A 23,594-nucleotide genomic window follows, 5' to 3' on the forward strand; every position below is an offset into this window, starting at 1 on the left:
GCGGACCCTGGTCACCGTCCGCAGCGGGCTAATGTGTGCTGCGTACGGCGCGGTTCACCGCGCAGGGACTGACCGTCGGAGGGACATAGCCGTGGAGGTCAAGATCGGGGTGCAGCACACGCCCCGGGAGATCGTTCTGGAGAGCGGGCTTTCCGCCGAAGAGGTCGAGAGCGCGGTTTCCGAGGCTCTCGCCGGCAAGGCGCAGCTGCTCAGCCTCACGGACGAGAAGGGCCGCAAGGTCCTGGTGCCGGCCGACCGGATCGCCTACGTGGAGATCGGCGAGCCCAGCACACGACGGGTGGGGTTCGGCGCGCTCTAGTGCCTGTCCGGTGGATCAGGGTCGGATAGGGCGCGGCGTCTGGTGCGGTGCATCGCTCGGCACCGGGAGCGCGCGGACACAGCGCAATGGAAAGCGGCCCGGCGGGGGATTCCCCGCCGGGCCGCTTTCCGTTGCGCGTCCGGTTCCGTTGCGCGTCCGGCAGCAACCCCGCGCGGCGGCGGCCGTTTCGTGTACGACAGTCGAATTCCTGTGCGTTCCTGTGCGACGGCTGGGCGAAGCCTGTCCGCGGGATGATTGTGTGCCTCGGCCCGGGGGTAGTACCGCGTAGACCGAATTGCCCGTCCCGTACCTGCGAGGTGATCGTCTGTGATCTTGGAAACCCTGGGCTCCGTCGTGCTCGGACTGGCCCTCTCCTGGGCGGCACTGCGCTCTCTGTCGCCCCGTCTCCCGTCCCGCCGGACCGTCTTCGGTGCCGGAGCGCTGGGATCCCTGTTCGGCCTGTATCTGATGCACTCGGTGCTGGGCCCCGGCCACGCGGCGGCGACGATAATCGGCGCGGCGGTCATCTCCGCGGTGACGGTGTCCCTGCTGATCCGGCCGCGCAGCCGCCGGATCAGCCGGTCGGCGGCTGCCTGACGCCGGGGCGGCCCTGAGGGCCTCTGGATCCGGACGAGCGGCCCCGGGCTGTCCCGCCTGTCGGGACAGCCCTCAGGCCGCGAGCCCCAGGGTGGCCATCCGCTTGGTGTGCGCCTCGGTGATCCGCGAGAACATCCGGCCGACCTCGGCCAGATCGAATCCGTCGGCCACCCCGCCCACCAGCATGGTGGACAGCGCGTCCCGGTCGGCCACCACGCGCTGCGCCTGCGAGAGCGCCTCGCCCATCAGCCGGCGGGCCCACAGCGCGAGCCGGCCGCCGAGCCTCGGGTCCGCCTCGATCGCGGCGCGCACCTTCTCGACGGCGAAGTTGCCGTGGCCCGTGTCGTCGAGCACCGCGAGCACGAGGGAACGGGTGTCCGAGTCGAGCCGGGCCGCGACCTCACGGTAGAAGTCACTGGCGATCGAGTCGCCGACATAGGCCTTGACCAGGCCTTCCAGCCAGTCCGACGGGGCGGTCTGGCGGTGGAAGTCGTCGAGCGCCTTCGCGAACGGCTCCATCGCGGCGGTCGGCTCCACCTCGATCGCCGTCAGCCGGTCGGTCAGCCGCTCGAAGTGGTGGAATTCCGCGGACGCCATCTTCGCCAGCGCCGCCTTGTCACCCAGCGTCGGCGCGAGTTTCGCGTCCTCGGCGAGCCGCTCGAAGGCCGCCAGCTCCCCGTAGGCGAGTGCTCCCAGCAGGTCCACGACAGCGGCCCGGTACTGCGGCTCCGTGGACGCGGTGGCCCAGTCCTGGTCGGCGATTCTGGTGGATGCGGGGGTTTCAGTGGCGTTGTCAGGCGTCTCCATGGAGCGCAGAATAGCCCGCCCGCCGAGGGACGGAGGGGTCCGGCCGCAGACCGACGTCACACCGTTCCGATGAATTCGCCCAACACAGATGCGCGGATCCGGGGTACAGTGGTATTGCGCTTACTGAGCATTTTGCAACTGCTCGTGGCGCGAAATTGAATGAGGATGCCCGGTCGGTGGCCCGATCGGCTCCGACCCGACAGCCCTCCACGCGAGGCGTACGCCACGTACGACCGCAGATGAGGGGCCCCCTCAGCGGCACGAGCGCTCGAGCGACGGCAGTGGTCCCGCGCCACCCGGCCCATCCACGGCCGGATGACCAACCCCGGCACGGTACGACCCCCTTCGTTCGCCTCGGACCGCGTTTCACAGAAGAGGCAATACCCTGACTACGTTCCGAGACCTCGGGATTCTTCCCGAGACGGCCGAGGCACTTGAGTCCGTCGGCATCATGTCCCCCTTCCCCATCCAGGAGATGACGCTCCCCGTAGCGCTCTCCGGCTCCGATGTCATCGGACAGGCCAAGACGGGCACCGGCAAGACGCTCGGTTTCGGGCTGCCGCTGCTTGAGCGCGTCACCGTCCTCGCGGACGTCGAGGCGGGCCGGGCCGCGCCCGAGAAGCTGACCGACGCACCGCAGGCCCTGATCGTCGTCCCCACCCGCGAGCTGTGCCAGCAGGTCACCAACGACCTCCTGACCGCCGGCAAGGTCCGTAACGTCCGCGTCCTCGCGATCTACGGCGGCCGGGCGTACGAGCCCCAGGTGGAGGCCCTCAAGAAGGGCGTCGACGTCGTCGTCGGCACCCCGGGCCGGCTGCTCGACCTGGCGGGCCAGCGCAAGCTCGACCTCTCGCACATCCGCGTCCTCGTCCTCGACGAGGCCGACGAGATGCTGGACCTGGGCTTCCTGCCCGACGTCGAGCGCATCATCACGATGCTGCCGGCCAAGCGGCAGACCATGCTGTTCTCCGCGACGATGCCGGGCGCGGTCATCAGCCTCGCGCGCCGCTACATGTCGCAGCCGACGCACATCAACGCCACCTCGCCCGACGACGAGGGCACGACCGTCAAGAACACCGCGCAGTACGTCTACCGCGCGCACAACATGGACAAGCCCGAGATGGTCTCGCGCATCCTCCAGGCCAACGGCCGCGGACTCGCGATGATCTTCTGCCGTACGAAGCGCACCGCCGCCGATATCGCGGAGCAGCTGGAGAAGCGCGGTTTCGCCTCCGGCGCCGTCCACGGCGACCTCGGCCAGGGCGCCCGCGAGCAGGCGCTGCGCGCCTTCCGCAACGGCAAGGTCGACGTGCTCGTCTGCACCGACGTCGCGGCGCGCGGTATCGATGTCGAGGGTGTCACCCACGTCATCAACTACCAGTCGCCCGAGGACGAGAAGACATACCTGCACCGGATCGGCCGGACCGGCCGCGCGGGCGCCAAGGGCATCGCGATCACGCTGGTCGACTGGGACGACATCCCGCGCTGGCAGCTGATCAACAAGGCTCTGGACCTGAAGTTCCCGGACCCGCCGGAGACGTACTCCACCTCCCCGCACCTGTACGAGGAGCTGGACATCCCGGCCGGCACCAAGGGTGTCCTGCCGCGTACCGAGCGCACCCGCGCCGGTCTGCGGGCCGAGGAGATCGAGGACCTCGGGGAGACGGGCGGCCGCGGCCGCAAGTCCGCCGCCGCCTCCGCACCCGCCGTCCGCGAGGAGCGCCCCCCGCGCACGCCGCGTCAGCGCCGTCGCACCCGGGGCGGTTCCGCCGCGGAGGAGAACGCCGCCACGGTGCCCGCACCGGCCGCGGAGGCCGCCGAGACCTCCGTCGTCGACGCCGTCGCCGTCGAGACGCCCGCGGCCGAAGGCGCCACGGAGCCGCGTACGCCGCGTCGGCGCAGGCGCGGCCGCGTCGCCGCCCCGGAGGTCGCGGCCGAGGCCGTGGTGGAGGTGGCGCAGCCCCCGGTCGTCGTCATCGACACCGAGCCCGCCGTGAAGACCAGGACCAGGGCGCCCAGGGCCAAGGCCGATGTCACGGTGGAGGTGACGGCCGAGGCCGTGACCGCCGCGAAGCCGCGTCGCAGCCGCGCCCGGGTCGCGAAGCCGGTGACGGAGGAGGTCGACTTCCAGACCGCCCCCGTGGCCGAGCCCGCCGCGGAGACGAAGACGGTGACCAAGCCGCGCCGCCGCACCCGGGTGATCAAGCCGGCCGAGGACGAGGTCGACTTCCAGATCGCGCCGATCGCCGAGCCCGAGAACGACACCAGGCCGCGTCGCCGCACCCGTGCGGCCGCGAAGCCGAAGGCGGAGGCCGTGGCGGACGTCTCGGCCACCGAGGGCGAGGCCAAGCCGCGCAGGCGCCGGGCACCGCGAGCGGCCGCCGCGAAGACCGAGAGCTGAGACCGGCGCCCGACCGCGCCGGAGTGCCCGAGGGGCCCGGGGGATCCCCCCGGGCCCCTCGGGCGTTCACGGCATAACCTCGTCCCATGAGCCGGCCACCCACCTTCGTCCCGCCTCCCTGCACCCGGGCCCGTGCGCTGCACACGGCGCGCGGGGACTTCGCCGTCCTGGACGCGTCCCCGCGTACCGCACCACGCGGCACCGCCCTCCTGCTGCCCGGCTTCACCGGCAGCAAGGAGGACTTCATCGCGCTGCTGGAACCACTCGCAAAGGCCGGCTACCGCGTGGTCGCCGTCGACGGGCGCGGGCAGTACGAGAGCGACGGGACGGACCGCCAGGAGTCCTACGCACAGGACGAGTTGGCGCGTGACGCACTCGCGCAGACGGCCGCGCTCGGCCTCGGCGGCAGCGGGGTCCACCTGCTCGGGCACTCGCTGGGCGGGCTGATCGCCCGCGCCGCGGCCATCCTGGATCCGGCACCGTTCCGGTCGCTGACCCTGATGTCCTCCGGGCCCGGCGTGGTCGTCGAGGCCCAGCGGTTCAAGCTGAAGATCCTGGGCGACGCGCTGGCGACCAGGGGCATGGAGCAGGTCTGGGAGGCCATGCGCGCCTTCGACCCGCCCGCGGAGGCCGAGGCGGACGACGGCGAGGACCTGCGGCGGCGCTGGATGCGTCACCGGCCGGCCCAGCTGATCGCCACCGGCCGCCAGCTGGCCACCGAGCCCGACCGGGTGGCCGAGGTCGCCGCCACCGGGCTGCCGGTCCACGTGGTCTCCGGTGAGCGCGACGACGTCTGGCCGGTGCCCCAGCTCGACGCGATGGCCCAGCGGCTGGGCGCCCGGCGGACCCGGATCGAGGGCGCGGAGCACTCCCCCAACACGGACCGGCCGGGGCCGACGGCCGCCGCGCTGGCCTCCTTCTGGGACAGCCTGTAGTCGGCGCGGAGCTCCGCGACGGCTGCGGTTCCGCGCTGCGCCGGTACGGCGTTCAGTACCGCGTTCAGTACTGCGACTGGAGGTGCTGCCAGAAGCCGTCGCGCAGCGCCCGCCGGAGATGGGCGTGGCCGCGCAGCGAGTGCTGGAGCAGGCGTTCGGCCTCGACCAGCAGGTCCTGGTCCACGGAGCCCGGCAGGTACGGGTGGCCGGGCAGCAGGTCGGCCAGGGAGTCGCGGCCGCGGGCGGAGAGCCAGGTCGCGGCGATCTGCGTGCCGACGAAGCGGACGTCGTCGCGGGAGGGCGCCGGGGAGTCGTCCTCGTAGGTGGTGACGGGCCGTCTGGTCACGTAGGGGCGGCAGAAGTCGAGGTCGAAGGTGCGCTGGCTGTCGACCTCCCAGAGCAGCGGCTCTGCCTGGTTGCGCCCTTCACCGGCCTCGATGCCCCAGAGGTGGACCCGGGCCCCGTACCCCTGCGCCGCCTCGACGGCGGAGACCAGGTCCTCGTCGCCTCCGACGAGTGCGGCGTCGCTGATGGCGCGGTGGCGGGCAAGGGATTCGAGGTCGGTGCGGATGAGTGAGTCGACGCCCTTCTGCTGGTTGTTGGCGTTGAGGTTGCCGAGTCTGACCTTGACGTCGGGGAGTTCCGCGATGGACTGCTGCTCGACGGTGTGGATCCGGCGCCTGGCCCCGTCGTACCAGTAGACGCGCAGGAGGCGGCTGTCCGCGAAGATCGTGCGGGCCTTGTCGATGAAGGCCTCGATCAGCCCCTCCGAGTCGAGGTCGAAGGAGCGCCGGTCCTCCGTGCCGGTGACGAGCAGCCCGGCCGCGGCGTACACATAGCCCGCGTCGACGAAGATCGCGTGGGTCGAGGGGGTCTTCGACACCTCGGCGAGCACGCGCTGGAGCAGCTCATTGGTGCGGTCCAGGCGCTCGCCGATCTCTGCCTCGTTCATACGGGCCTCGTCGCGGATGTCGTCGTCCGCGCATGCTCGGTTACCTGCTGGTACTTAGACATCCAAAAAATTTCCTTAGCGTAGGGAATGATTGCAGGGAGCAAGCCGTTGTACACCTCGTGGGGCGCGAGGCGTACCAGCCTGGCGCTCCTCATCCTTGCGGACGGGTCACCCGTCCACCCAGTAGTTCTCCAGCAGGAGGATCAGACGAAGGGAAGCCATATGCGCTTCGAGATCATGCGACTCGACGATGTCGACGGTACCGCCGTGGACAGCACCGTCGTGGACGCCGCCTCCGTCAACCGGATCGTGCAGCAGGCCGCGGCATTGGGCCAGCGCATCTATATCCGCCCGGCCGAGACCTCGGCTTCGTAACACCCTTGACGAACACCTTGCCGAGCACCTTGCAGATATAAAGACGAGCGCCCCCGCACGGATCGATCGTGCGGGGGCGCTGTGCTGCGCGGGGCCGGGTCAGGCGTTCTGGATGACCTGGGTGACGCCGTTGATGATCTGCTGCACGGCGATGGCGGAGAGCATCATCCCGGCCAGCCTGGTGACCAGCACGACGCCGCCGTCCTTGATGACCCGGATGATCAGCAGCGAGTAGCGCATGGTCAGCCAGAGCACGACGTGCATGGCGACGATCGCCGTCCAGACCGAGAGCTGGCTCCCGACGCTGTCGGCGTGCTGCACGGCGAGGATCACCGAGACGATCGCGCCGGGACCGGCGAGCAGCGGCATGCCCAGGGGGACGAGCGCCACGTTGACGTCCTTCGTCTGCGTCGGCTCGTCGGTCTTGCCGGTCAGCAGGTCCAGCGCGATCAGCAGCAGGAGCAGTCCGCCCGCGATCATCAGGGCGGGTACGGAGACGTGCAGGTAGTCCAGGATCTGCTGGCCGAGCACGCCGAAGACGGCGATCACGCCGAAGGCGACGGAGACCGCCTGGAGCGCCATCCTGCGCTGCGTCCTGGCGGGGCGGCCGGCGGTGAGGGCCAGGAAGATCGGGGTGATTCCGGGCGGATCCATAATCACAAAAAGCGTGAGAAAAAGGGATCCGAAGACAGCGACGTCGAACACAGTGAGCCTTGCGGGGAGAGAGCGGGAATGCGGCGGAGGCGGCGCACCGGACAGCTGCCGGACCGGCGTCCGCAGGAGGATTCCGGCGGACGCCGCGGCGGGCCGGTGCGCGGGGGCGGGACGGGCGGCGTCGCGATGCGGGCGCCGCCGGGGGTGGAGAAAGTTGCGCGTGGGCCGTTACGGGACGAGCGGTCCGCCGGCTCCCGGCACCGGGAAGGCCCCGGTGGCGCGCCGGGTGATCTCGGCGTAGATCTCGGGGTCGGTGACGTTCTCGCCGAGCCGTACGGTCTTGCGGCTGCCGTGGTAGTCGCTCGACCCGGTGGTCAGCAGCCCCAGCTCGCGGGCGAGCCCGCGCAGCCGGGCCCTGGTCGCCTCGTCGTGGTCCATGTGGTCGGCCTCGACACCGCCGAGCCCGGCCGCGGCCAGCTCCGCGATGGCGGATTCGGGGACCACGTGGCCGCGTTTGACGGCGGCCGGGTGAGCCAGGACGGTGACGCCGCCGGCCGCCTTGACCAGCCGGACCGCCTCGAAGGGGTCGAGCTCGTGCTTCTCGGCGTGGGCGCGCCCGCCGTCGGCCAGCCACTGCGGGGTGAAGGCGTCGGAGACGCTCGGCACGACGCCGAGCTCGACCAGGGCGGCGGCGATGTGCGGCCGCCCGACCGATCCGTCACCGGCGATCCGCGCGACCCGCTCCCACTCGACCGGCACGCCCAGCTCCTGGAGCTTGCGCACCATGGTCCTGGCGCGCGGCACCCGGTCGTCGCGCACCAGCTCGCGCTCGCGCGCCAGCTCGGGCTCCTCGGGGTCGAAGAGGTACGCCAGCATGTGCAGGCCGCCCACCCCGTCGAGCCGGCAGGACAGCTCCGCACCGGTGACCAGGGTGAGCCCCTCCGGCAGCGCCGCGATCGCCTCCGCGTGCCCGCGGACCGTGTCGTGGTCGGTGAGGGCGACGACGTCCAGACCCGCGACGGCGGCGTTGCGCACCAGCTCGGCGGGGGTGTCGGTACCGTCCGACGCGGTGGAGTGAGTGTGCAGGTCGATGCGCACGACGCGGACTCCAGTTGCTCGCGGCCGGATAGCCGGATAGCCGGATAGGGGGACATCCAAGGATAACCGGCGGACGGGTGGTTTCCGGACCGGCCGGAGGGCGCCCGGCAGCCGCTCAGGGCCCGCCGAGCAGCCGGGGGGTGAGCGCGCCGCAGGGCACCAGGTCGACCTCTCCCCCGGCGTCACGCAGATCGGTGAGCACCAGCTCGTCGTACATCAGGAGTGCGGACTGCTCGGGCCAGACGATCGCCCAGAGCCACAGGCCGCGTGCCTCACCGGCGAAGACGGCCCGGTCGTCGGGGGCGTCCTTCACGTGCCAGAGCGGGGTGGGACGTCCGGCGGCGAGCACCTTGACGTCCGGCGGGCCGTCCACCCGCAGGTACGGGCCCGGGTCGGGGCCGTCGATCCCGGCGTACCGGGCACCGAGTCCGACGCCGAGCTCCTCCGCGACGAGCAGCAGCTCGCCGATGCCGCCGAGCGGCCCCGGTCCCGAGCAGGCGACGGCGGTCGCCCGGCCGCCGCCCCGGTCGTCGCCCGCGCACGCCACTCCGGTGAAGAGCCAGCCCACCGGCAGCGGCCAGGGCATCCACACCGGCACCTGGGCGCGGTGGACGACCACTCCCAGCGCCTCGACGCTGGGCGGGATGACCGGCTGCATCGGCTGCACGCTGCCGTGCGCGTCGCACTGCCAGGTGTCGTCGAAGAAACCGGGCGCCTTGACCCGGCCTCCACACTTCGGGCAACTGGGTTCGCCCCTCATAACAACCAACCGTCCTCCCCGGCCGTCGCCGCGTCAAGGACGATCACCCTTCCGCGGTGAGGCTCTCATCAGCGGATTTAGATGTAGCTTGCATTTATTAGCCCCTCTAACTTATTCTGTGCATAACGCATCGATCTAGTGGAGAGCGAGTAGTCCCATGCAGGGAGAGGATCCGTTCGAACAGGGGACGGTCAGCATCCTGCGCCAGCCGAAGGCCGTCTGGGCCACAGCGGGCGCTTCTGTTGTCGCGTTCATGGGAATCGGCCTGGTGGACCCGATTCTGCCGTCCATCGCCAAGGGCCTCGAAGCGACACCGAGCCAGGTGTCGCTGCTCTTCACCTCCTACTTCCTGATCACCGCCGTCGCGATGCTGGTGACCGGTTTCGTCTCCAGCCGCATCGGCGGGCGCAAGACGCTGCTGGCCGGACTGGCGCTCGTCGTGGTCTTCGCCGCACTGTCTGGCACCTCGTCCTCCGTCGCGGAACTCGTCGGCTTCCGGGCCGGCTGGGGCCTGGGCAACGCCCTCTTCGTATCGACCGCGCTCGCCGTGATCGTCGGTGCGGCGGCGGGCGGCAGCTCGGCGGCGATCCTGCTGTACGAGTCGGCGCTGGGGCTCGGCATGGCCTGTGGACCACTGCTCGGCGCGCTGCTCGGTGACGCCAGCTGGCGCTACCCGTTCTTCGGCACGGCCGCGCTGATGGCGATCGGCTTCGTCTGCATCACGGCGTTCCTCAGGGAACAGCCCAAGCCGGCCCGCAAGACCTCGCTGCTGGACCCGATCAGGGCGCTCGGCCACGGCGGGCTCGCCTCCGTCGCCACCTCGGCGTTCTTCTACAACTACGCGTTCTTCACGATCCTGGCGTTCACGCCGTTCGTACTGAACATGTCGCCGTACAAGTCCGGTGCCGTCTTCTTCGCCTGGGGCCTGCTGCTCGCGGTCTTCTCGGTACTCGTCGCGCCGAGGCTGCAGAAGCGCTTCGGCTCGCTCAGGGTGGTCGGCGCCTCACTGGTGCTGCTCGCCGCCGACCTGGTGATCCTCGGCTACGGAAACCACACCACGGCCATCGTCTGCACGATCGTCTCCGGCGCCTTCATCGGCATGAACAACACCGTCTACACGGAACTGGCACTCGGGGTGTCCGACGCGCCGCGTCCGGTGGCCAGCGCCGGCTACAACTTCGTCCGCTGGTTCGCCGCGGCCGCCGCGCCCTTCCTGGCCCCGAAGATCGAGGAGTGGAGCGACATCCACATCCCGTTCGTGGTCGCCGCCGTCGCCGCCGTCGTCGGCGCGATCGTCATCTGGGTGCGGCGCTCGGCCCTGAGCCACGAGGCCGAGGAGCTGGAACCGAAGCACGCGACCGAGGACGGCGTCACCGTCTTCGCCAACTGAGCCGCCGGACCGGGGCCCGTACCGCTCCGGCCCCGCCCCCGTACCGCCCCGCCCGTGGCCGCCTCCTCGCCGCGCGGCGGGGCTTTCGGCTGTCCCGCACGCACGCCGGGGTACCGCCGCTCGCCCGGTATCAGTCCAGGGCCACCGAGGCGCGCAGCGGATCCCGCAGGTCCGTCCCCCGGGCCAGCCACCGCTCCTGGAGCTCCTGCGCGCCCCGGACCCGCTTCCAGGCCGCCTCGTTGGGCGTCATCGGCAGCAGCGGCAGGAACCGCACCGCCTCCATGGGGGCCTCCAGCTCCAGGTCCTCCACCAGTCCACCGGACTCGGCCACGAGCACCGAGCTGAACGGCGCACCCGGCCAGAGCGGCTCACCGACGTCCAGCGAGGCCCCCGGCGCCACGATCAACCCCTCCACCTGCGGCGAGGCCGCCAGCACCGCGAGCCTGCGCAGCACCTGGTCGGTGTCCGCGAGGCCGGCCCGCACCGAGAGGACCAGCTCGGCCCGCGGTCCCTTCACCGGGTCGGGAAACGGGTCGGAGGGGTCGGCCATCGGCTGCGCGGACATGCCGAGCGTGGCGTACCTCACCACGTCGCCGTCGATGAAGCGGAGCACCTCGATCCGGTCGGTGCCCAGGAACGTCACTGCCGCGCGTGCGTCCGGTTCGCCCAGGGCCGCGCGCAGACGGGCCTCGACCGGAGCAAGAATTTCTGCCATGCGGCGAGCATAAGACGCGTATGGAACGGGCAAAGTAAGAGATTGGCCCTGTGGCTGCTGATAGCCTGGGCCCGCCGGTCGGGACAGCACGCAGAAGCGTCGCTCTCAAGTCCCGACGCAATGTCGTCCCTCACGGGGGACCGACCGGAGGAGGTGGGGCTGCGGTGGATCCAAGTCGACCGTGCAGTACCAACCGCTCTTCCGCCCGACACCTTTCTTCTGTGATCTGACGCCTGCCCGGCCACGGCCCATGGCGTTTCGCACGACGGAAGAGCACCCCCTTTTTGCCTGTCTGTAGCGAACGCCGTCATCGCGCCGCCGCGGTGCCGCCCGCTTTGCGGACGTGAGCCCACGTCCCCATTCCGGGCTGTTCCACGCCCTCGCCGACGGCCCTCCGTGAAGGAGCCAGCCATGTCGATGATCCGTGACCTGCGCGCTGTGGTGCGCCCGTCCCTGCGCAAGACCAACACCCTGCACAGCAGTTACGACGCCACCCGTGACCCGTCCGCCTCCAGCGCGGTCGTCGACTGCGCGGTCTACCGCGACGGACGCCGCGTCGCGGAGGTGGACGGCACCTGCCGAACGCCGCACGAGGCGATGCTCCGGGTGCGGGAGAAGGGCGGCTTCGCCTGGATCGGCCTCCACGAGCCGACCGAGGAGGAGTTCGCCGGCATCGCCCGGGAGTTCGGGCTGCACCCGCTGGCCGTGGAGGACGCCGTCCACGCCCACCAGCGGCCGAAGCTGGAGCGGTACGACGACACCCTGTTCACCGTCTTCAAGACCATCCACTACGTCGAGCACGCCGAACTGACCGCGACCAGCGAGGTCGTGGAGACCGGCGAGGTGATGTGCTTCACCGGCCGGGACTTCGTCATCACCGTGCGGCATGGCGGCCACGGCTCGCTGCGCGCGCTGCGCCACCGCCTCCAGGACGACCCCGAGCTGCTCGCCAAGGGCCCCTCGGCAGTGCTGCACTCCATCGCGGACCATGTGGTCGACGGCTACATCGCGGTGGCCGGCGCGGTGCAGGAGGACATCGACGAGGTGGAGATCGAGGTCTTCTCCACCCCCGACAAGGGCGGCCCGCGCGGCTCGGACGCCGGCCGGATCTACCAGCTGAAGCGCGAGGTGCTGGAGTTCAAGCGGGCCGTATCGCCGCTGCTGCGTCCGATGCAGCTGCTCAGCGAGCGGCCGATGCGGCTGATCGACCCGGACATCCAGAAGTACTTCCGGGACGTCGCGGACCACCTCGTCAGGGTGCAGGAAGAGGTCATCGGCTTCGACGAGCTGCTGAACTCCATCCTCCAGGCCAACCTGGCACAGGCGACCGTCGCGCAGAACGAGGACATGCGCAAGATCACCTCCTGGGCGGCCATCATCGCCGTCCCGACGATGATCTGCGGGGTCTACGGCATGAACTTCAAGCACATGCCGGAGCTGCGCTGGACCTACGGCTATCCGATGGTGCTGGGCTTCATCGGGGTGGTCTGCTTCTCCATCCACCGCATGCTCAAGCGCAACGGCTGGCTCTGACCTGCTCCCGCCCGTCGCCCCGGGGCGCCCGTCTAAGCTCTGCTGCATGACTGCTGCTGACACGCTGCTCGGACCGGCCCTCGTCGAGGAGGCCACCAAGAAGTCGGGGCTGGTCTGGGTGCGCGGCACCGGGCCCGCGCGGGCGCTGTGGCACGTGTGGCACGAGGGGGCGGCGCTGCTCGTCGGGGACGGCCCCGGCGAGCAGCCGTTCCCGGCCGGCCTCACGGACGGCGGCACCGCGGAGGTGACCGTCCGCAGCAAGGACAAGGGCGGCCGGCTCGTCGCCTGGACCGCCTCCGTGGCCCAGCTCGCCCCGGACTCCCAGGAGTGGGAGACCGCGGTGGCCGAGCTGAAGGGCAAGCGGCTGAACGCACCGGACGCCGAGCAGCTGACCGGGCGCTGGGCGCGCGAGTGCCGGATCCTGCGGCTGACGCCGCTCGATTCCCGTACCGACCTGCCGGAGGGCTCGGGGGCGGCGGCGCCGCTGCCCACCACCGCCACCACCCGGCTGCCGGTACCGGCCGGGCTGCCGCGCCTGCTGAAGCGCTCGCTCAGGAACAGGAAGCCGTAGCCGGCCCTCGCCCGGCGGCGGGTCTACGACGACGTCGTCTTGGGCAGCTGCTGTCCGTAGTCGACCGTGTCTCCCTCGGCCGGGGCCTTCAGCGCGAAGTCCTTGCCCCAGTCCGCGAGCGTGATGACGCCCCCGCCGCCGCCGCGTGCGAAGCGCAGCGGGTACGGCTCGCCCTCCAGGGACACGTCGAGCGCGCCGCCCTCGCCCTTGCCGCCGGTGATCCGGATGGTGCGCTCCCCGCCGACCTTGTCCCGGCCCCCCTTGCCGACCTCGCCGTGCAGCGTGAGCAGCCCGTCGAGCAGCACCTTCTTGTCGGTGAATCCGCGCAGCTGCTTGTACGTGGGGTCGTCCTCGGGGACCTTCACGTACTTGTCGTCCAGCTTGTCCGCCGCCGCCCCGTCGGCATCGCTCGTCCTCCCGGCGCCGGCCGTGCCGTGGTTCCAGAAGCCGGCGTCCGCCTTGAGGTAGAGCACGTCCCCGATCCGGAGCAGCTCGAAGGTGCTGTTCCTCGACGTGACGGAGCCCGCCCCGCCCTTGTCCTTGAGCCGCATGTCGAGTCTGTACGTGCCGCCCTTGCTGACCAGGGTGCCGGCCAGCCGGACCGTGCCGGAGGAGTCCGCCGCGGCCCGCGCCTTCTTCTCGATCTCCGGCGCGTCCAGTCTGCCGACGCCGTTGGTCCCCTTGTCCGGATCCTCGTCCGCGCACGCGGTGAGCGCCGCGGTCAGCCCGGCGCAGAGCACGACGGCGAGGGTGGCGGTCCGGCGGCGGGCCCGGACGGCCGGGACGGAAGAGGTCACAGGCGCACTGCCTCTCATCTGCGTGGCGGTGGGTGGCAGACGGCAGCGTACCTGTGCGGCCTACACCTTCCGGCAGAGAGTCGTGACGACCGCCCTCCAGGGCGACCTGCGAGAGTACGGGCTAGCCTGATCCCGTCATAACGGTGCAATAAACGTCACAACAGACCGGATGCGCAAGCCGGCGACGCAGAAGGAGGCGCAGGCATGGCAGCAGGAACGCCCCGGGTCTTCGTCTCGCACCTCTCCGGTGTGCCGGTCTTCGACCCGAACGGGGACCAGGTGGGGCGCGTCCGGGACCTGGTCGCGATGCTCCGGGTCGGCGGCCGGCCGCCCCGGCTGCTCGGCATCGTCGTCGAGGTGGTGAGCCGGCGCCGGATCTTCCTCCCGATGACCCGGGTGACGGGCATCGAGTCGGGACAGGTCATCACCACCGGCGTGGTCAACATGCGACGCTTCGAACAGCGGCCCACCGAACGTCTGGTGCTGGGCGAGTTCCTCGACCGGCGGGTCAGCCTGGTGGAGACCGGCGAGGAGGTCACGATCCTGGACGTCGCGATCCAGCAGCTGCCGGCCCGCCGGGACTGGGAGATCGACAAGTACTTCGTGCGCAAGGGCAGGGGCGGAGCGCTGCGCCGCAAGGGCGAGACCCTGACGGTCGAGTGGTCGGCCGTCAGCGGATTCTCGCTGGAGGAGCACGGGCAGGGCGCGGAGTCGCTGGTCGCCACGTTCGAGAAGCTGCGCCCGACCGACGTGGCCAACGCCCTGCACCACCTCACCCCGAAGCGGCGCGCGGAGGTCGCCGCCGCGCTCGACGACGACCGGCTGGCCGATGTCCTGGAGGAGCTCCCGGAGGACGACCAGGTGGAGATCATCGGCAAGCTCCAGGAGGAGCGCGCCGCGGACGTCCTGGAGGCGATGGACCCCGACGACGCGGCCGACCTGCTGTCCGAGCTGCCGGAGGAGGACAAGGAGCGGCTGCTGACGCTGATGCGCCCGGACGACGCGGCGGACGTCCGGCGCCTCATGTCGTACGAGGAGCGGACGGCGGGCGGGCTGATGACCACGGAGCCGATCATCCTGCGCCCGGACGCGACGGTGGCCGACGCGCTCGCCAGGGTCCGTCAGCAGGACCTCTCCCCCGCGCTCGCCGCCCAGGTGTACGTGTGCCGGTCGCCGGACGAGACGCCCACGGGCAAGTACCTGGGCACGGTGCACTTCCAGCGGCTGCTGCGGGATCCGCCGTTCACCCTGGTCAGCTCGATCGTCGACAGCGATCTGATGGCGCTGGCGCCGGACACCCCGCTGTCCGTGGTGACCAGCTATCTGGCGGCGTACAACCTGGTCTCGGTGCCCGTGGTGGACGAGAGCGGCTCGCTGCTGGGCGCGGTGACCGTCGACGACGTGCTCGACCACCTGCTGCCCGACGACTGGCGGGAGACCGACTTCCACGGGCGCGAGGGGGTGCTCCGTGGCAGGTGAGGACCGCTCCAGGGCGTCGAACGGCTCGACGGCGCTGACCCGTACCCCCAGGACCCGGCTGGACCAGCCGAAGGACCCCCGGCGGCGGCTGCTGCCGGAGTACGACCCGGAGGCGTTCGGCCGGTTCTCGGAGCGGATCGCGCGGTTCCTGGGGACCGGGCGGTTCATCGTCTGGATGACGCTGATCATCATCCTCTGGGTGGTGTGGAACATCTTCGCGCCGGAGAACCTGCGCTTCGACGAGTACCCGTTCATCTTCCTGACCCTGATGCTCTCCCTCCAGGCCTCCTACGCGGCCCCGCTGATCCTGCTCGCGCAGAACAGGCAGGACGACCGCGACCGGGTCACCCACGAGCAGGACCGGGCCCAGAACGAGCGCTCGATCGCCGACACGGAGTACCTGACCAGGGAGATCGCGGCACTGCGGATGGGCCTCGGGGAGGTCGCCACCCGGGACTGGATCCGCTCCGAGCTGGAGGACCTGGTGAGGGATCTCGACGGCCGCCGGACACCGGCCGGGGCCGAGAGCGACGAGGACCGGTGACGGGGGCTACCCGCGCGTAGGTGCAGGCGCTCGACGCCCTCCCGTCGCCCGCCACCACCCTTTCAAGGAGCGCTGCGCGCACCCGTACTATCGAGGTATGGCTACGGAAGACGCGGTGCTTGAGGCACTGGCGACAGTGAACGACCCGGAGATCCACCGCCCGATCACCGAGCTGGGCATGGTGAAGTCGGTCGAGATCGATCCTGACGGTGTAGTCGCTGTCACGGTGTATCTCACCGTCTCCGGCTGTCCGATGCGCGAGACGATCACCAACAACGTGACCGACGCGGTGGCCCGCGTCGAGGGAGTGTCCCGGGTCGAGGTCACGCTCGACGTGATGAGCGACGAGCAGCGCAAGGACCTGGCGTCATCGCTGCGCGGCGGCACGGCCGAGCGCGAGGTGCCGTTCGCCCAGCCCGGCTCGCTGACCAGGGTGTACGCGGTCGCCTCCGGCAAGGGCGGCGTCGGCAAGTCCTCCGTGACCGTGAACCTGGCGGCCGCGATGGCCGCCGACGGGCTCAAGGTCGGCGTGGTCGACGCGGACATCTACGGGCACAGCGTGCCCCGGATGCTCGGCGCGGACGGCAAGCCGACCCAGGTCGAGAACATGATCATGCCGCCGTCCGCGCACGGCGTGAAGGTCATCTCCATCGGCATGTTCACCCCGGGCAACGCCCCGGTGGTGTGGCGCGGCCCGATGCTGCACCGCGCGCTCCAGCAGTTCCTCGCCGATGTGTACTGGGGCGATCTGGACGTCCTGCTGCTCGACCTGCCGCCGGGCACCGGTGACATCGCGATCTCCGTGGCCCAGCTGGTGCCGAACGCGGAGATCCTGGTCGTCACGACCCCGCAGCAGGCCGCGGCCGAGGTGGCGGAACGGGCCGGCTCGATCGCCGTCCAGACCCACCAGAAGATCGTCGGCGTCGTCGAGAACATGTCGGGCATGCCGTGCCCGCACTGCGACGAGATGGTCGACGTGTTCGGCTCCGGCGGCGGCGCCCGGGTCGCGGAGGGGCTGACCAGGACGGTCGGCGCCGAGGTGCCGGTGCTCGGCTCCATCCCGATCGACGTACGGCTGCGCGAGGGCGGCGACGAGGGCAAGCCCGTCGTGCTGTCCGACCCCGACTCGCCCGCGGGCAAGGCGCTGCGTTCCATCGCGGACAAGCTGAGCGGCCGTCAGCGCGGCCTGTCCGGCATGTCCCTGGGAATCACCCCGCGCAACAAGTTCTGACCCGTGACGGGCCCGTGGCGGGCCGGGGGCTGGTGCTCCCGGTCCGCCGCGGGCCCGTCGGTTGCCAGGGTCTGTCCGGCGGATCATGGCCGGACAGGTTCTAGGCGTACGACGTGATGTCACCGACGACGGAGAAGCCCAGCCCGTACGCGCTCATTCCGCGTCCGTACGCGCCGATGTGCACCCCGCCGTGCGCGGAGCCGGCCAGCACCCAGCCGAACTCGGACTCGCGGTAGTGGAACGCCACCGGCACCCCGTCGACCGGCAGCGAGAGCGCCGACCACGCGGGGCCGTCCAGATCGTCGGCCAGCTCGAAGGCCGTCTCCGTCTGCTGGTCCAGCCAGTCGTCCCGCAGGGTGTGGTCCATCTGCGCGGGCCAGGTGTAGGCCAGCAGTCCGGAGCCGGCCAGCCAGGCCGCGGAGGAGACCGTCGTCGCGTCCAGGACGCCCGTGCCGTCGCCGCTGCGCCGCACCGGGCTGCTGGCGACGGTCACCACGACCGCGAACCGCTGTCTGTCCTCGCCCGCGTCGCTCCGTACCGAGGGTTCGTCGCCGTGGCCGGTGGAGCCGTGCTGCACCGTGCCGTCCGCGGCGGTGCCCACCTGCATCAGCCAGCGCGGCCCGGTGAACGCCTCGTCAAGTCCGTACCAGGGGAACGGTGCCTGCAGATAGCCGTCGACCGTGAGCCGGGCCGCCGGCACCCCCTCTGCCGTGCCTGTGTCCGGCGCACCATCCGCGCCCACCCGACTCGTTGTCTCCATCTGTCCGGCCGCCTCCTCGATCCGTAGGGTCCGGAGCGGCCCGCCCCCCTCGGGCGTCCTCACAACCGGACAGATGGAGAATAGCCATACCGTCCGGACGAGTCGGGATTGACGGGGGTCAGGTGGCGTCTGCGTCGAACGGCGGGTGATCGTCCTTCGCCGGCTGCTCACGCTTCTTGAGCAGGTCGGGGCCGCCCGCAGAGCCGTTCGCCGCGGTGACCGCGGAACCGCCCGACACGCCGCTCTTCGCCTCCACGGACGAGGTCGCGCGGCCGTTGACCACGTCGGTGACCTCGGAGACCTCCTTGCGCAGGTCGAAGCTCTCGCGGATCTCCTTCAGCCCCAGGTCGTCATTGCCGTCCATGAGCTGCTTGCGGACGAACGTCTTGGGGTTGAGGTCCTCGAACTCGAAGTCCTTGAACTCCGGGCCGAGCTCCGTACGGATGTCCTCCTTGGCGCTCTCCGAGAACTCACGGATCTTGCGGATGAAGCGCGAGACGTCCTGGATGACCTTGGGCAGCTTGTCCGGACCGAAGATGAGCACGCCGATGATCGCGAGCGCCACCAGTTCGAGCGGTCCTATGTCATTGAACACCTTGCGGCTCCTCGTGTTCTCCGCGACCAGGTCGGATGAGGTCCGGACCCGGACCACGGTACCCGTCGAAGCCATCCGCGCGGTAGCTTCCCGTGGCCGTCACGTGCCGGTTGCCGAGCCGAGCGTCAAACTCATGGTCAGGTCTTTACCACCGCGGGTCAGCTTGAGGTCCAGCCGGTCACCGGGCCGGTGCGAGCGGATCTTCACGATCAGCTCCTCACCGCTGTGCACCCGCCCGCCGTTCACCTCGGTGATGACGTCACCGGGCCGGATGCCCGCCTTGGCGCCCGGACCGCCCTCCGTGACGGAGGACTTGCCGTCCGCGCCCCGCTGCCCGACCTTGGCGCCGTCACCGGTGTACTTCATGTCCAGCGTGACGCCGATCACCGGGTGGGTGGCCTTCCCGGTGTTGATCAGCTCCTCGGCGACGCGCTTGCCCTGGTTGATCGGGATGGCGAAGCCGAGGCCTATGGAACCGGCCTGGCCGCCCTCGGTGGTCGAGCCGCTGTCGGCGGCACGGATGGCGCTGTTGATCCCGATGACATGCGCGTCGGTGTCGACCAGCGGTCCGCCGGAGTTGCCGGGGTTGATCGGGGCGTCGGTCTGCAGCGCGTCGACGTAGCTGATGTCGCTGCCGTCGCCCTTCTCGCCGCCTGCCGTGATCGGCCGGTCCTTGGCGCTGATGATGCCGGAGGTGACCGTGTTGGACAGGTCGAACGGTGCCCCGATGGCCACCACCGGATCGCCCACCCGCACGTTGTCGGAGTTGCCGAGCGGCAGCGGCTTGAGCCCCGAGACACCGCTGACCTTGACCACGGCCAGGTCGTAGCCGCTGTCCTTGCCGACCACCTCGGCGTTGGCCGTCTCACCGCCACTGAACGTCACGGTGATCTCGCCGGACGGACCGGCCGGTGCGACGACGTGGTTGTTGGTGAGGATGTGGCCCTTGTTGTCGAGAACGAAGCCGGTGCCGGTGCCGGATTCGGTGCTACCGCTGACATGCAGGGTGACCACGCTGGGCAGCGCGCTGGCCGCGATACCGGCGACGCTGTCGGGGGCGCGGCCGCCGCCGTCGCGTGCGTCCTGGTCCAGTTCGATCTGGGTGAGGCCGCCGTTGCGCTCGATGTAGGCGCCTATCCCGCCGCCGATGCCGCCCGCCACCAGGGCCAGCAGCAGCGCGCCGACGAGGACGGAGCCGCGCCGGTTCCTCCGCTTGCCGGCGTCGGTGGCAAGCGGGGGGCCGGGGTTGGTGATCAGCGACTGCCGGGGCGCACCCCAGGGGTCGTACTGGAGCCACTGCGGCGACGGGGGGTGGTGGGGCTGCGGGTGCGGCTGCGGCTGGTGCTGGCCCTGGGGCTGCTGGAGAGGCTGTTGCGTCGGGGGCTGCTGCGGCTGGTGGCCCTCCGCCTGCTGGGGCAGCGGGGGCGGGAAGGCGGCCGGTGGGGTGGGGGCCTGTGCGGGAGCCGCCGCGATGCCCGCGCCGTTCGTCCCCGAGTAGGGCGGCGGTACGGGGGTGCCGTGCGCCGGTGTCCGGACCGGCCGCTGCACGGGGGGCGCGGGCGCCCATGGGCCGGGGCCGCCGTAGGGCGGGGTGCTGTACTGGTCGGGCTCGTGGAGCGGCTTCGCGGCCTGCGGCAGGGGCTCCGCCGTCACGGACGCAGCCGGCTCCGCGGCCGCTTCCGTCCCGGCGCTCACCGCGGTCACGTCCGACGCGGGTACCGCGTCCTCAACGGGCGACGGCTCCTGAGGCGCTGCGCTCGCACCGCTCCCCGGCGTGGGCCGGCTCCACCACTTCGCCTTCGGCTCGGTGGGCTTCCCGTCGTCCATGCTCTCCCCGCAACTGCCTCAACTGGCCTCTGCACGCCCCGCAGGGGGCGTCCCTCCCGGAATCCTGCCGGAATTCAACCAGGTTTGTGCATGCCCTGCGCCGGCCCGCGTCAGCGACGCGGAAGGAGCGGCAGTCCGTGGTTGGCGGGAACCGGCAGTCCGGCGGCCGAGGTGGGGGTCCTGGACGGCTGGGGGGACGCCGTGGAAAGCCCACTGCCGAGTGCCTGCGCGAACAGCGGGCCGGTGCCGTTGGGACGTATCAGCGAAGGCGCGGACACGTCGGTCCGGACGGGCAGCGCGTACCGGCTTCCGGTGAGACCGCCGCCGCCGAGCAGGGAGGGCGCGGAGGAGAACGCCAGCGGCGCGGCGTTCATGGCGAGGGACACCGGGCGGTCGCCGGTACCGGCCGCAGCGAGCGTGCCGTGGCCGCCGCCGCGGCGGCTCACCGTGGTGCCGCGCTCGGCACGCGCGTCGGCGTCCAGCGGTGCGACGCTGCTGCCCGGCCCCTCGGCACGGGTCGGGGAATCGGGTCCCGCGTCCGTCGGGAGAGCACCGCCCAGGGCGATGGCGGCCAGCGAGACGGCGCTGGCGGCGGCGAACGCGAACCTGCGGCCCCGCCACGGCGAGCGCTCTGCCTCGCGGCTGACCTCGTGGATACGGAACGTGGGCCGGTCCGCTCCGGCGGGCAGGACCGCGGCGGAGCCGTGCGCGGCCGGGAGGTAGCCGAAGCCGTCCAGCGGGGAGCCGCCGGAGGGCGAATCAGCCCGGCCGCCGGAAGGACGCGTCACGGGGAAGGCTCCGTCACCGAAGCGGCCCGAGCCGCCCATTGGTCTTCCCCGACCGTCGCCGTCACCCCCCGGACCGCCGGGAAGGCCCTGCAACCGGGCAAGGAAGCCCTCGGAGGGACAGGGCGGGGCCGACTCGGCGAAGACACTCTTCAGGCGCCGCTGGGCGGCAGCCTCGGCCTTACACTTGGCGCAGGTCGCGAGGTGGGCGAGCACCCGGTCACGGGCGTCGTGTTTGAGCTCCCCGTCGACGAGCGCGGCGAGCCTGTCCCCCAGGTGTTGTTCCGCGGAGGTCGGACCTGTGCCACTCACGCCGCTCCGCCCTCCCCTGCCGCGAGGACCCCCGTCAGCGAGCGCTGCTCCGCGCGGGCCTCCGGCGAACGGTGCTTCAGCGCCTTGCGCAGGTGGGAGCGCCCGCGGTGGATACGGCTGCGCACAGTGCCGAGCTTCACGCCGAGGGTCGCGGCGATCTCCTCGTACGAGAGTCCCTCGATGTCACAGAGCACGACCGCGGCCCGGAACTCGGGCGCGAGGGTGTCCAGCGCCTGCTGGACGTCGGCGTCGAAGTGGGTGTCGTTGAAGACCTGCTGCGGCGAGGGCTCGCGGCTCGGCAGCCGCTCGGCGGCGTCGTCGCCGAGGGAGTCGAAGCGGATCCGCTGCTTGCGGCGCACCATGTCCAGGAACAGGTTGGTCGTGATGCGGTGCAGCCAGCCCTCGAAGGTGCCGGGCGTATAGGTCGACAGCGAACGGAACACCCGGACGAAGACCTCCTGGGTGAGGTCCTCCGCGTCGTGCTGGTTACCCGTCAGTCGATAGGCAAGGCGGTAGACACGACCGCTGTGCGTGCTGACGATCTCTTCCCATGAGGGCGGCGTCCACGCCTGGGAGGCATCCGAGGCGAAGGTCGCGGTCGTTGCGGAGTCGTTGGAAGAACGGTCAGCAATGTTGGTCACGGATTTCGGCTCACCCGCCGACCTGAGGAAGCGCCACAGCACTCCTCCCCGATCCACAGGCGCAGCCGCACCTCCCCTATCGGCTCTGGTGGTGTCCAGTGGAGCCCCTACCATAGCCACCTCGCCCGTTAGCTCCGGATAAGCCTTTTTCCTGCTGGGGCCGGGGACGACCCCGGTAACCGCCTGCCCGTGATCCCCGGACCCGATCTGCGGGCCGATCCACGGGCTTTCCCCTGTCCTTTCATAACGCCCGGTCCCATCTGCGGGTTCCCGGGTGCAGCGGATACAGTCACCGTTGCGCCAACTACGGGGACAGGAGAGGGCCATCACAGCCAACCGGCAGACGAGCTGGGCGTTCGCCGACGCCTTTGTCGCCGAGGACGAAGCACTGCGCTGGGCCCGGGACCGGGCCCGGGACGCGGGGCTCCGCTCGGTGTCACCAGGCACCGGCGCAGCGCTGCGCCTGCTCGCTGCCACGACGGACGCCAAGGCGGTCGCCGAGATCGGCACCGGCACGGGCGTGTCCGGCATCTATCTGCTGCACGGCATGCGGCCGGACGGGGTGCTGACCACGGTCGATCCGGAACCCGAGCGCCAGCAGTTCGCCCGTCAGGCCTTCCGGGCGGCGGGCTTCGCCGCCAACCGGGCCCGCTTCATCCCCGGCCGCGCCCTGGACGTGCTCCCCCGGCTGGCGGACGGCGGATACGACCTCGTCTTCTGCGACGGTGACCGGATGGAGAGCCTGGACTGCCTCGCTGAATCGTTGCGCCTGCTGCGGCCTGGTGGCCTGGTGTGTTTCGAGGGTGTCTTCGCGGACGGCCGCACGGTCGACTCCGCGCCCCAGCCCGCGGAGGTGCTGCGCCTGCGCGAGCTGCTGCGCGCGGTCCGCGAGAGCCAGGAGCTGATGGCGACGCTGCTGCCGGTGGGCGACGGCCTGCTCTGCGCGGTACGACGCGGCTGAGGGCTGCCCCGTAGGGTCTGCCCGGCGGAAAACGGCCGGGCCACGGTCACCGCCGACGCCTCACATGTCACGTGGATCACACCAGGATCACCGGCACCGAACGCACTACTGCCCCGGCACGGATTCCGTGCCGGGGCAGTAGTGAAGTGTGGGCTCCTCTGCGTCAGCCGACGACCTTCTTGAGGGCATCGCCCAGCGCACCGGCCTCGTCCGGAGTCAGCTCCACGACAAGCCGACCGCCGCCTTCGAGCGGAACGCGCATGACGATGCCCCGCCCCTCCTTTGTCACCTCGAGCGGGCCGTCGCCCGTCCGCGGCTTCATGGCCGCCATGCTCGTTCCCCTTCCTGAAACCAGCTCATCGCAACCGGCGGCCCCATGACAGGCGCTGCCTCACCGGCATCGAACACATTGCTTCCAGGCCATTATCCCGCATCACAGACCCCGATGACCAACATCGCTCTGCATCGCTTGCGCAACGCGCTCGCTCAAAACCACCCAATTCGGCGAAGGGACTGCGATACTCCGTCCCCCGCAGCCCTCCATCGGGGCGGAAT

25 protein-coding genes are annotated in these 23,594 nt (G+C 71.1%); 12 read left to right on the forward strand and 13 right to left on the reverse strand.

The genetic code is table 11. From position 1 onward, the window contains the following. The first annotated feature begins 91 nt into the window (after window positions 1-91). Together ACIP89_RS14045 and ACIP89_RS14050 are read left to right on the forward strand one after the other, a co-directional pair. Window positions 92-319, forward strand: a complete 228-nt coding sequence (locus ACIP89_RS14045) for a DUF3107 domain-containing protein (protein ID WP_024490505.1) — start codon at window positions 92-94, stop codon at window positions 317-319. Window positions 320-646: 327 nt separating this feature from the next. Next, on the forward strand, window positions 647-916 hold the full coding sequence (locus ACIP89_RS14050; RefSeq protein WP_401920767.1) for a hypothetical protein: 270 nt from the start codon (window positions 647-649) through the stop codon (window positions 914-916). Window positions 917-988: 72 nt separating this feature from the next. Here ACIP89_RS14050 and ACIP89_RS14055 read toward each other — a convergent pair whose 3' ends face one another. Beyond that, window positions 989-1,723, reverse strand: coding sequence for a ferritin-like fold-containing protein (locus tag ACIP89_RS14055; protein ID WP_393616405.1), 735 nt, complete (start codon window positions 1,721-1,723; stop codon window positions 989-991). Between the two features lie 451 nt (window positions 1,724-2,174). Here ACIP89_RS14055 and ACIP89_RS14060 point away from each other — a divergent pair, with 451 nt between their 5' ends. Together ACIP89_RS14060 and ACIP89_RS14065 are read left to right on the forward strand one after the other, a co-directional pair. Then, a complete protein-coding gene (locus tag ACIP89_RS14060; RefSeq protein ID WP_401929432.1) occupies window positions 2,175-4,124 on the forward strand; it encodes a DEAD/DEAH box helicase in 1,950 nt (649 codons plus the stop codon). An 86-nt stretch (window positions 4,125-4,210) separates the two neighbouring features. Beyond that, complete coding sequence (locus ACIP89_RS14065; protein ID WP_402115024.1) at window positions 4,211-5,059, forward strand: alpha/beta fold hydrolase; 849 nt, start codon at window positions 4,211-4,213, stop codon at window positions 5,057-5,059. Between the two features lie 64 nt (window positions 5,060-5,123). On the opposite strand, the gene ACIP89_RS14070 is transcribed toward ACIP89_RS14065, so the two are convergent. After that, the gene (locus ACIP89_RS14070; protein ID WP_073736584.1) at window positions 5,124-6,011 is read right to left on the reverse strand and encodes an NYN domain-containing protein; all 888 of its coding nucleotides are present in this window, start codon (window positions 6,009-6,011) and stop codon (window positions 5,124-5,126) included. Window positions 6,012-6,233: 222 nt separating this feature from the next. On the opposite strand from ACIP89_RS14070, the gene ACIP89_RS14075 reads away from it, so the two are divergent. Further along, on the forward strand, window positions 6,234-6,386 hold the full coding sequence (locus ACIP89_RS14075) for a hypothetical protein (RefSeq protein ID WP_266905512.1): 153 nt from the start codon (window positions 6,234-6,236) through the stop codon (window positions 6,384-6,386). 99 nt (window positions 6,387-6,485) lie between these two features. Here the strand turns inward: ACIP89_RS14075 and ACIP89_RS14080 are convergent, their stop codons facing one another. From ACIP89_RS14080 to ACIP89_RS14090, 3 genes are all read right to left on the reverse strand, one after another. Further along, complete coding sequence (locus ACIP89_RS14080; RefSeq protein ID WP_401920772.1) at window positions 6,486-7,091, reverse strand: MarC family protein; 606 nt, start codon at window positions 7,089-7,091, stop codon at window positions 6,486-6,488. Window positions 7,092-7,268: 177 nt separating this feature from the next. Next, entirely contained in the window at window positions 7,269-8,138 is an 870-nt protein-coding gene (locus tag ACIP89_RS14085) for a PHP domain-containing protein (protein ID WP_402115027.1), read from the reverse strand. Window positions 8,139-8,253: 115 nt separating this feature from the next. Beyond that, on the reverse strand, window positions 8,254-8,898 hold the full coding sequence (locus ACIP89_RS14090; RefSeq protein WP_401920775.1) for a DUF6758 family protein: 645 nt from the start codon (window positions 8,896-8,898) through the stop codon (window positions 8,254-8,256). 157 nt (window positions 8,899-9,055) lie between these two features. Between ACIP89_RS14090 and ACIP89_RS14095 the strand changes: the two genes are divergently transcribed. Continuing rightward, a complete protein-coding gene (locus ACIP89_RS14095) occupies window positions 9,056-10,288 on the forward strand; it encodes an MFS transporter (RefSeq protein WP_401920776.1) in 1,233 nt (410 codons plus the stop codon). Between the two features lie 130 nt (window positions 10,289-10,418). Here the strand turns inward: ACIP89_RS14095 and ACIP89_RS14100 are convergent, their stop codons facing one another. Then, window positions 10,419-11,003: a suppressor of fused domain protein gene (locus tag ACIP89_RS14100; RefSeq protein ID WP_401920778.1), complete on the reverse strand. Its 585-nt coding sequence runs from the start codon at window positions 11,001-11,003 to the stop codon at window positions 10,419-10,421. A 411-nt stretch (window positions 11,004-11,414) separates the two neighbouring features. On the opposite strand from ACIP89_RS14100, the gene ACIP89_RS14105 reads away from it, so the two are divergent. Next, window positions 11,415-12,536, forward strand: coding sequence for a magnesium and cobalt transport protein CorA (locus ACIP89_RS14105; RefSeq protein WP_401920779.1), 1,122 nt, complete (start codon window positions 11,415-11,417; stop codon window positions 12,534-12,536). Window positions 12,537-12,582: 46 nt separating this feature from the next. Continuing rightward, window positions 12,583-13,107 (forward strand): hypothetical protein, encoded by a 525-nt coding sequence (locus ACIP89_RS14110; RefSeq protein WP_402115029.1) that lies wholly within the window; start codon window positions 12,583-12,585, stop codon window positions 13,105-13,107. A gap of 23 nt (window positions 13,108-13,130) precedes the next feature. Here the strand turns inward: ACIP89_RS14110 and ACIP89_RS14115 are convergent, their stop codons facing one another. Beyond that, the gene (locus tag ACIP89_RS14115; protein WP_402115032.1) at window positions 13,131-13,904 is read right to left on the reverse strand and encodes a hypothetical protein; all 774 of its coding nucleotides are present in this window, start codon (window positions 13,902-13,904) and stop codon (window positions 13,131-13,133) included. A 204-nt stretch (window positions 13,905-14,108) separates the two neighbouring features. Between ACIP89_RS14115 and ACIP89_RS14120 the strand changes: the two genes are divergently transcribed. The 3 genes from ACIP89_RS14120 to ACIP89_RS14130 all read left to right on the forward strand — a co-directional run bounded on the left by ACIP89_RS14120 (window position 14,109) and on the right by ACIP89_RS14130 (window position 17,158). After that, window positions 14,109-15,383, forward strand: coding sequence for a magnesium transporter MgtE N-terminal domain-containing protein (locus ACIP89_RS14120; RefSeq protein ID WP_401920783.1), 1,275 nt, complete (start codon window positions 14,109-14,111; stop codon window positions 15,381-15,383). After that, window positions 15,373-15,927: a DUF1003 domain-containing protein gene (locus tag ACIP89_RS14125; protein ID WP_401920785.1), complete on the forward strand. Its 555-nt coding sequence runs from the start codon at window positions 15,373-15,375 to the stop codon at window positions 15,925-15,927. Before ACIP89_RS14120 ends, ACIP89_RS14125 begins: the two co-directional genes overlap by 11 nt. A gap of 97 nt (window positions 15,928-16,024) precedes the next feature. Next, entirely contained in the window at window positions 16,025-17,158 is a 1,134-nt protein-coding gene (locus ACIP89_RS14130) for an Mrp/NBP35 family ATP-binding protein (protein ID WP_123523726.1), read from the forward strand. Between the two features lie 100 nt (window positions 17,159-17,258). Here the strand turns inward: ACIP89_RS14130 and ACIP89_RS14135 are convergent, their stop codons facing one another. The 5 genes from ACIP89_RS14135 to sigE all read right to left on the reverse strand — a co-directional run bounded on the left by ACIP89_RS14135 (window position 17,259) and on the right by sigE (window position 22,192). After that, the gene (locus tag ACIP89_RS14135; RefSeq protein WP_037777598.1) at window positions 17,259-17,918 is read right to left on the reverse strand and encodes a hypothetical protein; all 660 of its coding nucleotides are present in this window, start codon (window positions 17,916-17,918) and stop codon (window positions 17,259-17,261) included. A 118-nt stretch (window positions 17,919-18,036) separates the two neighbouring features. Next, entirely contained in the window at window positions 18,037-18,513 is a 477-nt protein-coding gene (locus ACIP89_RS14140; RefSeq protein ID WP_401920787.1) for a sec-independent translocase, read from the reverse strand. Between the two features lie 99 nt (window positions 18,514-18,612). After that, complete coding sequence (locus ACIP89_RS14145) at window positions 18,613-20,340, reverse strand: trypsin-like peptidase domain-containing protein (protein WP_402115034.1); 1,728 nt, start codon at window positions 20,338-20,340, stop codon at window positions 18,613-18,615. Between the two features lie 110 nt (window positions 20,341-20,450). Further along, complete coding sequence (locus tag ACIP89_RS14150) at window positions 20,451-21,437, reverse strand: zf-HC2 domain-containing protein (RefSeq protein ID WP_402115036.1); 987 nt, start codon at window positions 21,435-21,437, stop codon at window positions 20,451-20,453. Next, window positions 21,434-22,192: an RNA polymerase sigma factor SigE gene (gene sigE, locus ACIP89_RS14155; protein ID WP_199884446.1), complete on the reverse strand. Its 759-nt coding sequence runs from the start codon at window positions 22,190-22,192 to the stop codon at window positions 21,434-21,436. The genes ACIP89_RS14150 and sigE overlap by 4 nt, the downstream gene beginning before the upstream one ends. A gap of 181 nt (window positions 22,193-22,373) precedes the next feature. On the opposite strand from sigE, the gene ACIP89_RS14160 reads away from it, so the two are divergent. Next, entirely contained in the window at window positions 22,374-23,039 is a 666-nt protein-coding gene (locus ACIP89_RS14160) for an O-methyltransferase (RefSeq protein ID WP_401920792.1), read from the forward strand. A 163-nt stretch (window positions 23,040-23,202) separates the two neighbouring features. Here ACIP89_RS14160 and ACIP89_RS14165 read toward each other — a convergent pair whose 3' ends face one another. Then, a complete protein-coding gene (locus ACIP89_RS14165; protein WP_069086806.1) occupies window positions 23,203-23,370 on the reverse strand; it encodes a DUF3117 domain-containing protein in 168 nt (55 codons plus the stop codon). Window positions 23,371-23,594 lie beyond the last annotated feature (224 nt).

This window comes from Streptomyces sp. NPDC088730 (assembly GCF_044751215.1).
Lineage (GTDB): Bacteria > Actinomycetota > Actinomycetes > Streptomycetales > Streptomycetaceae > Streptomyces.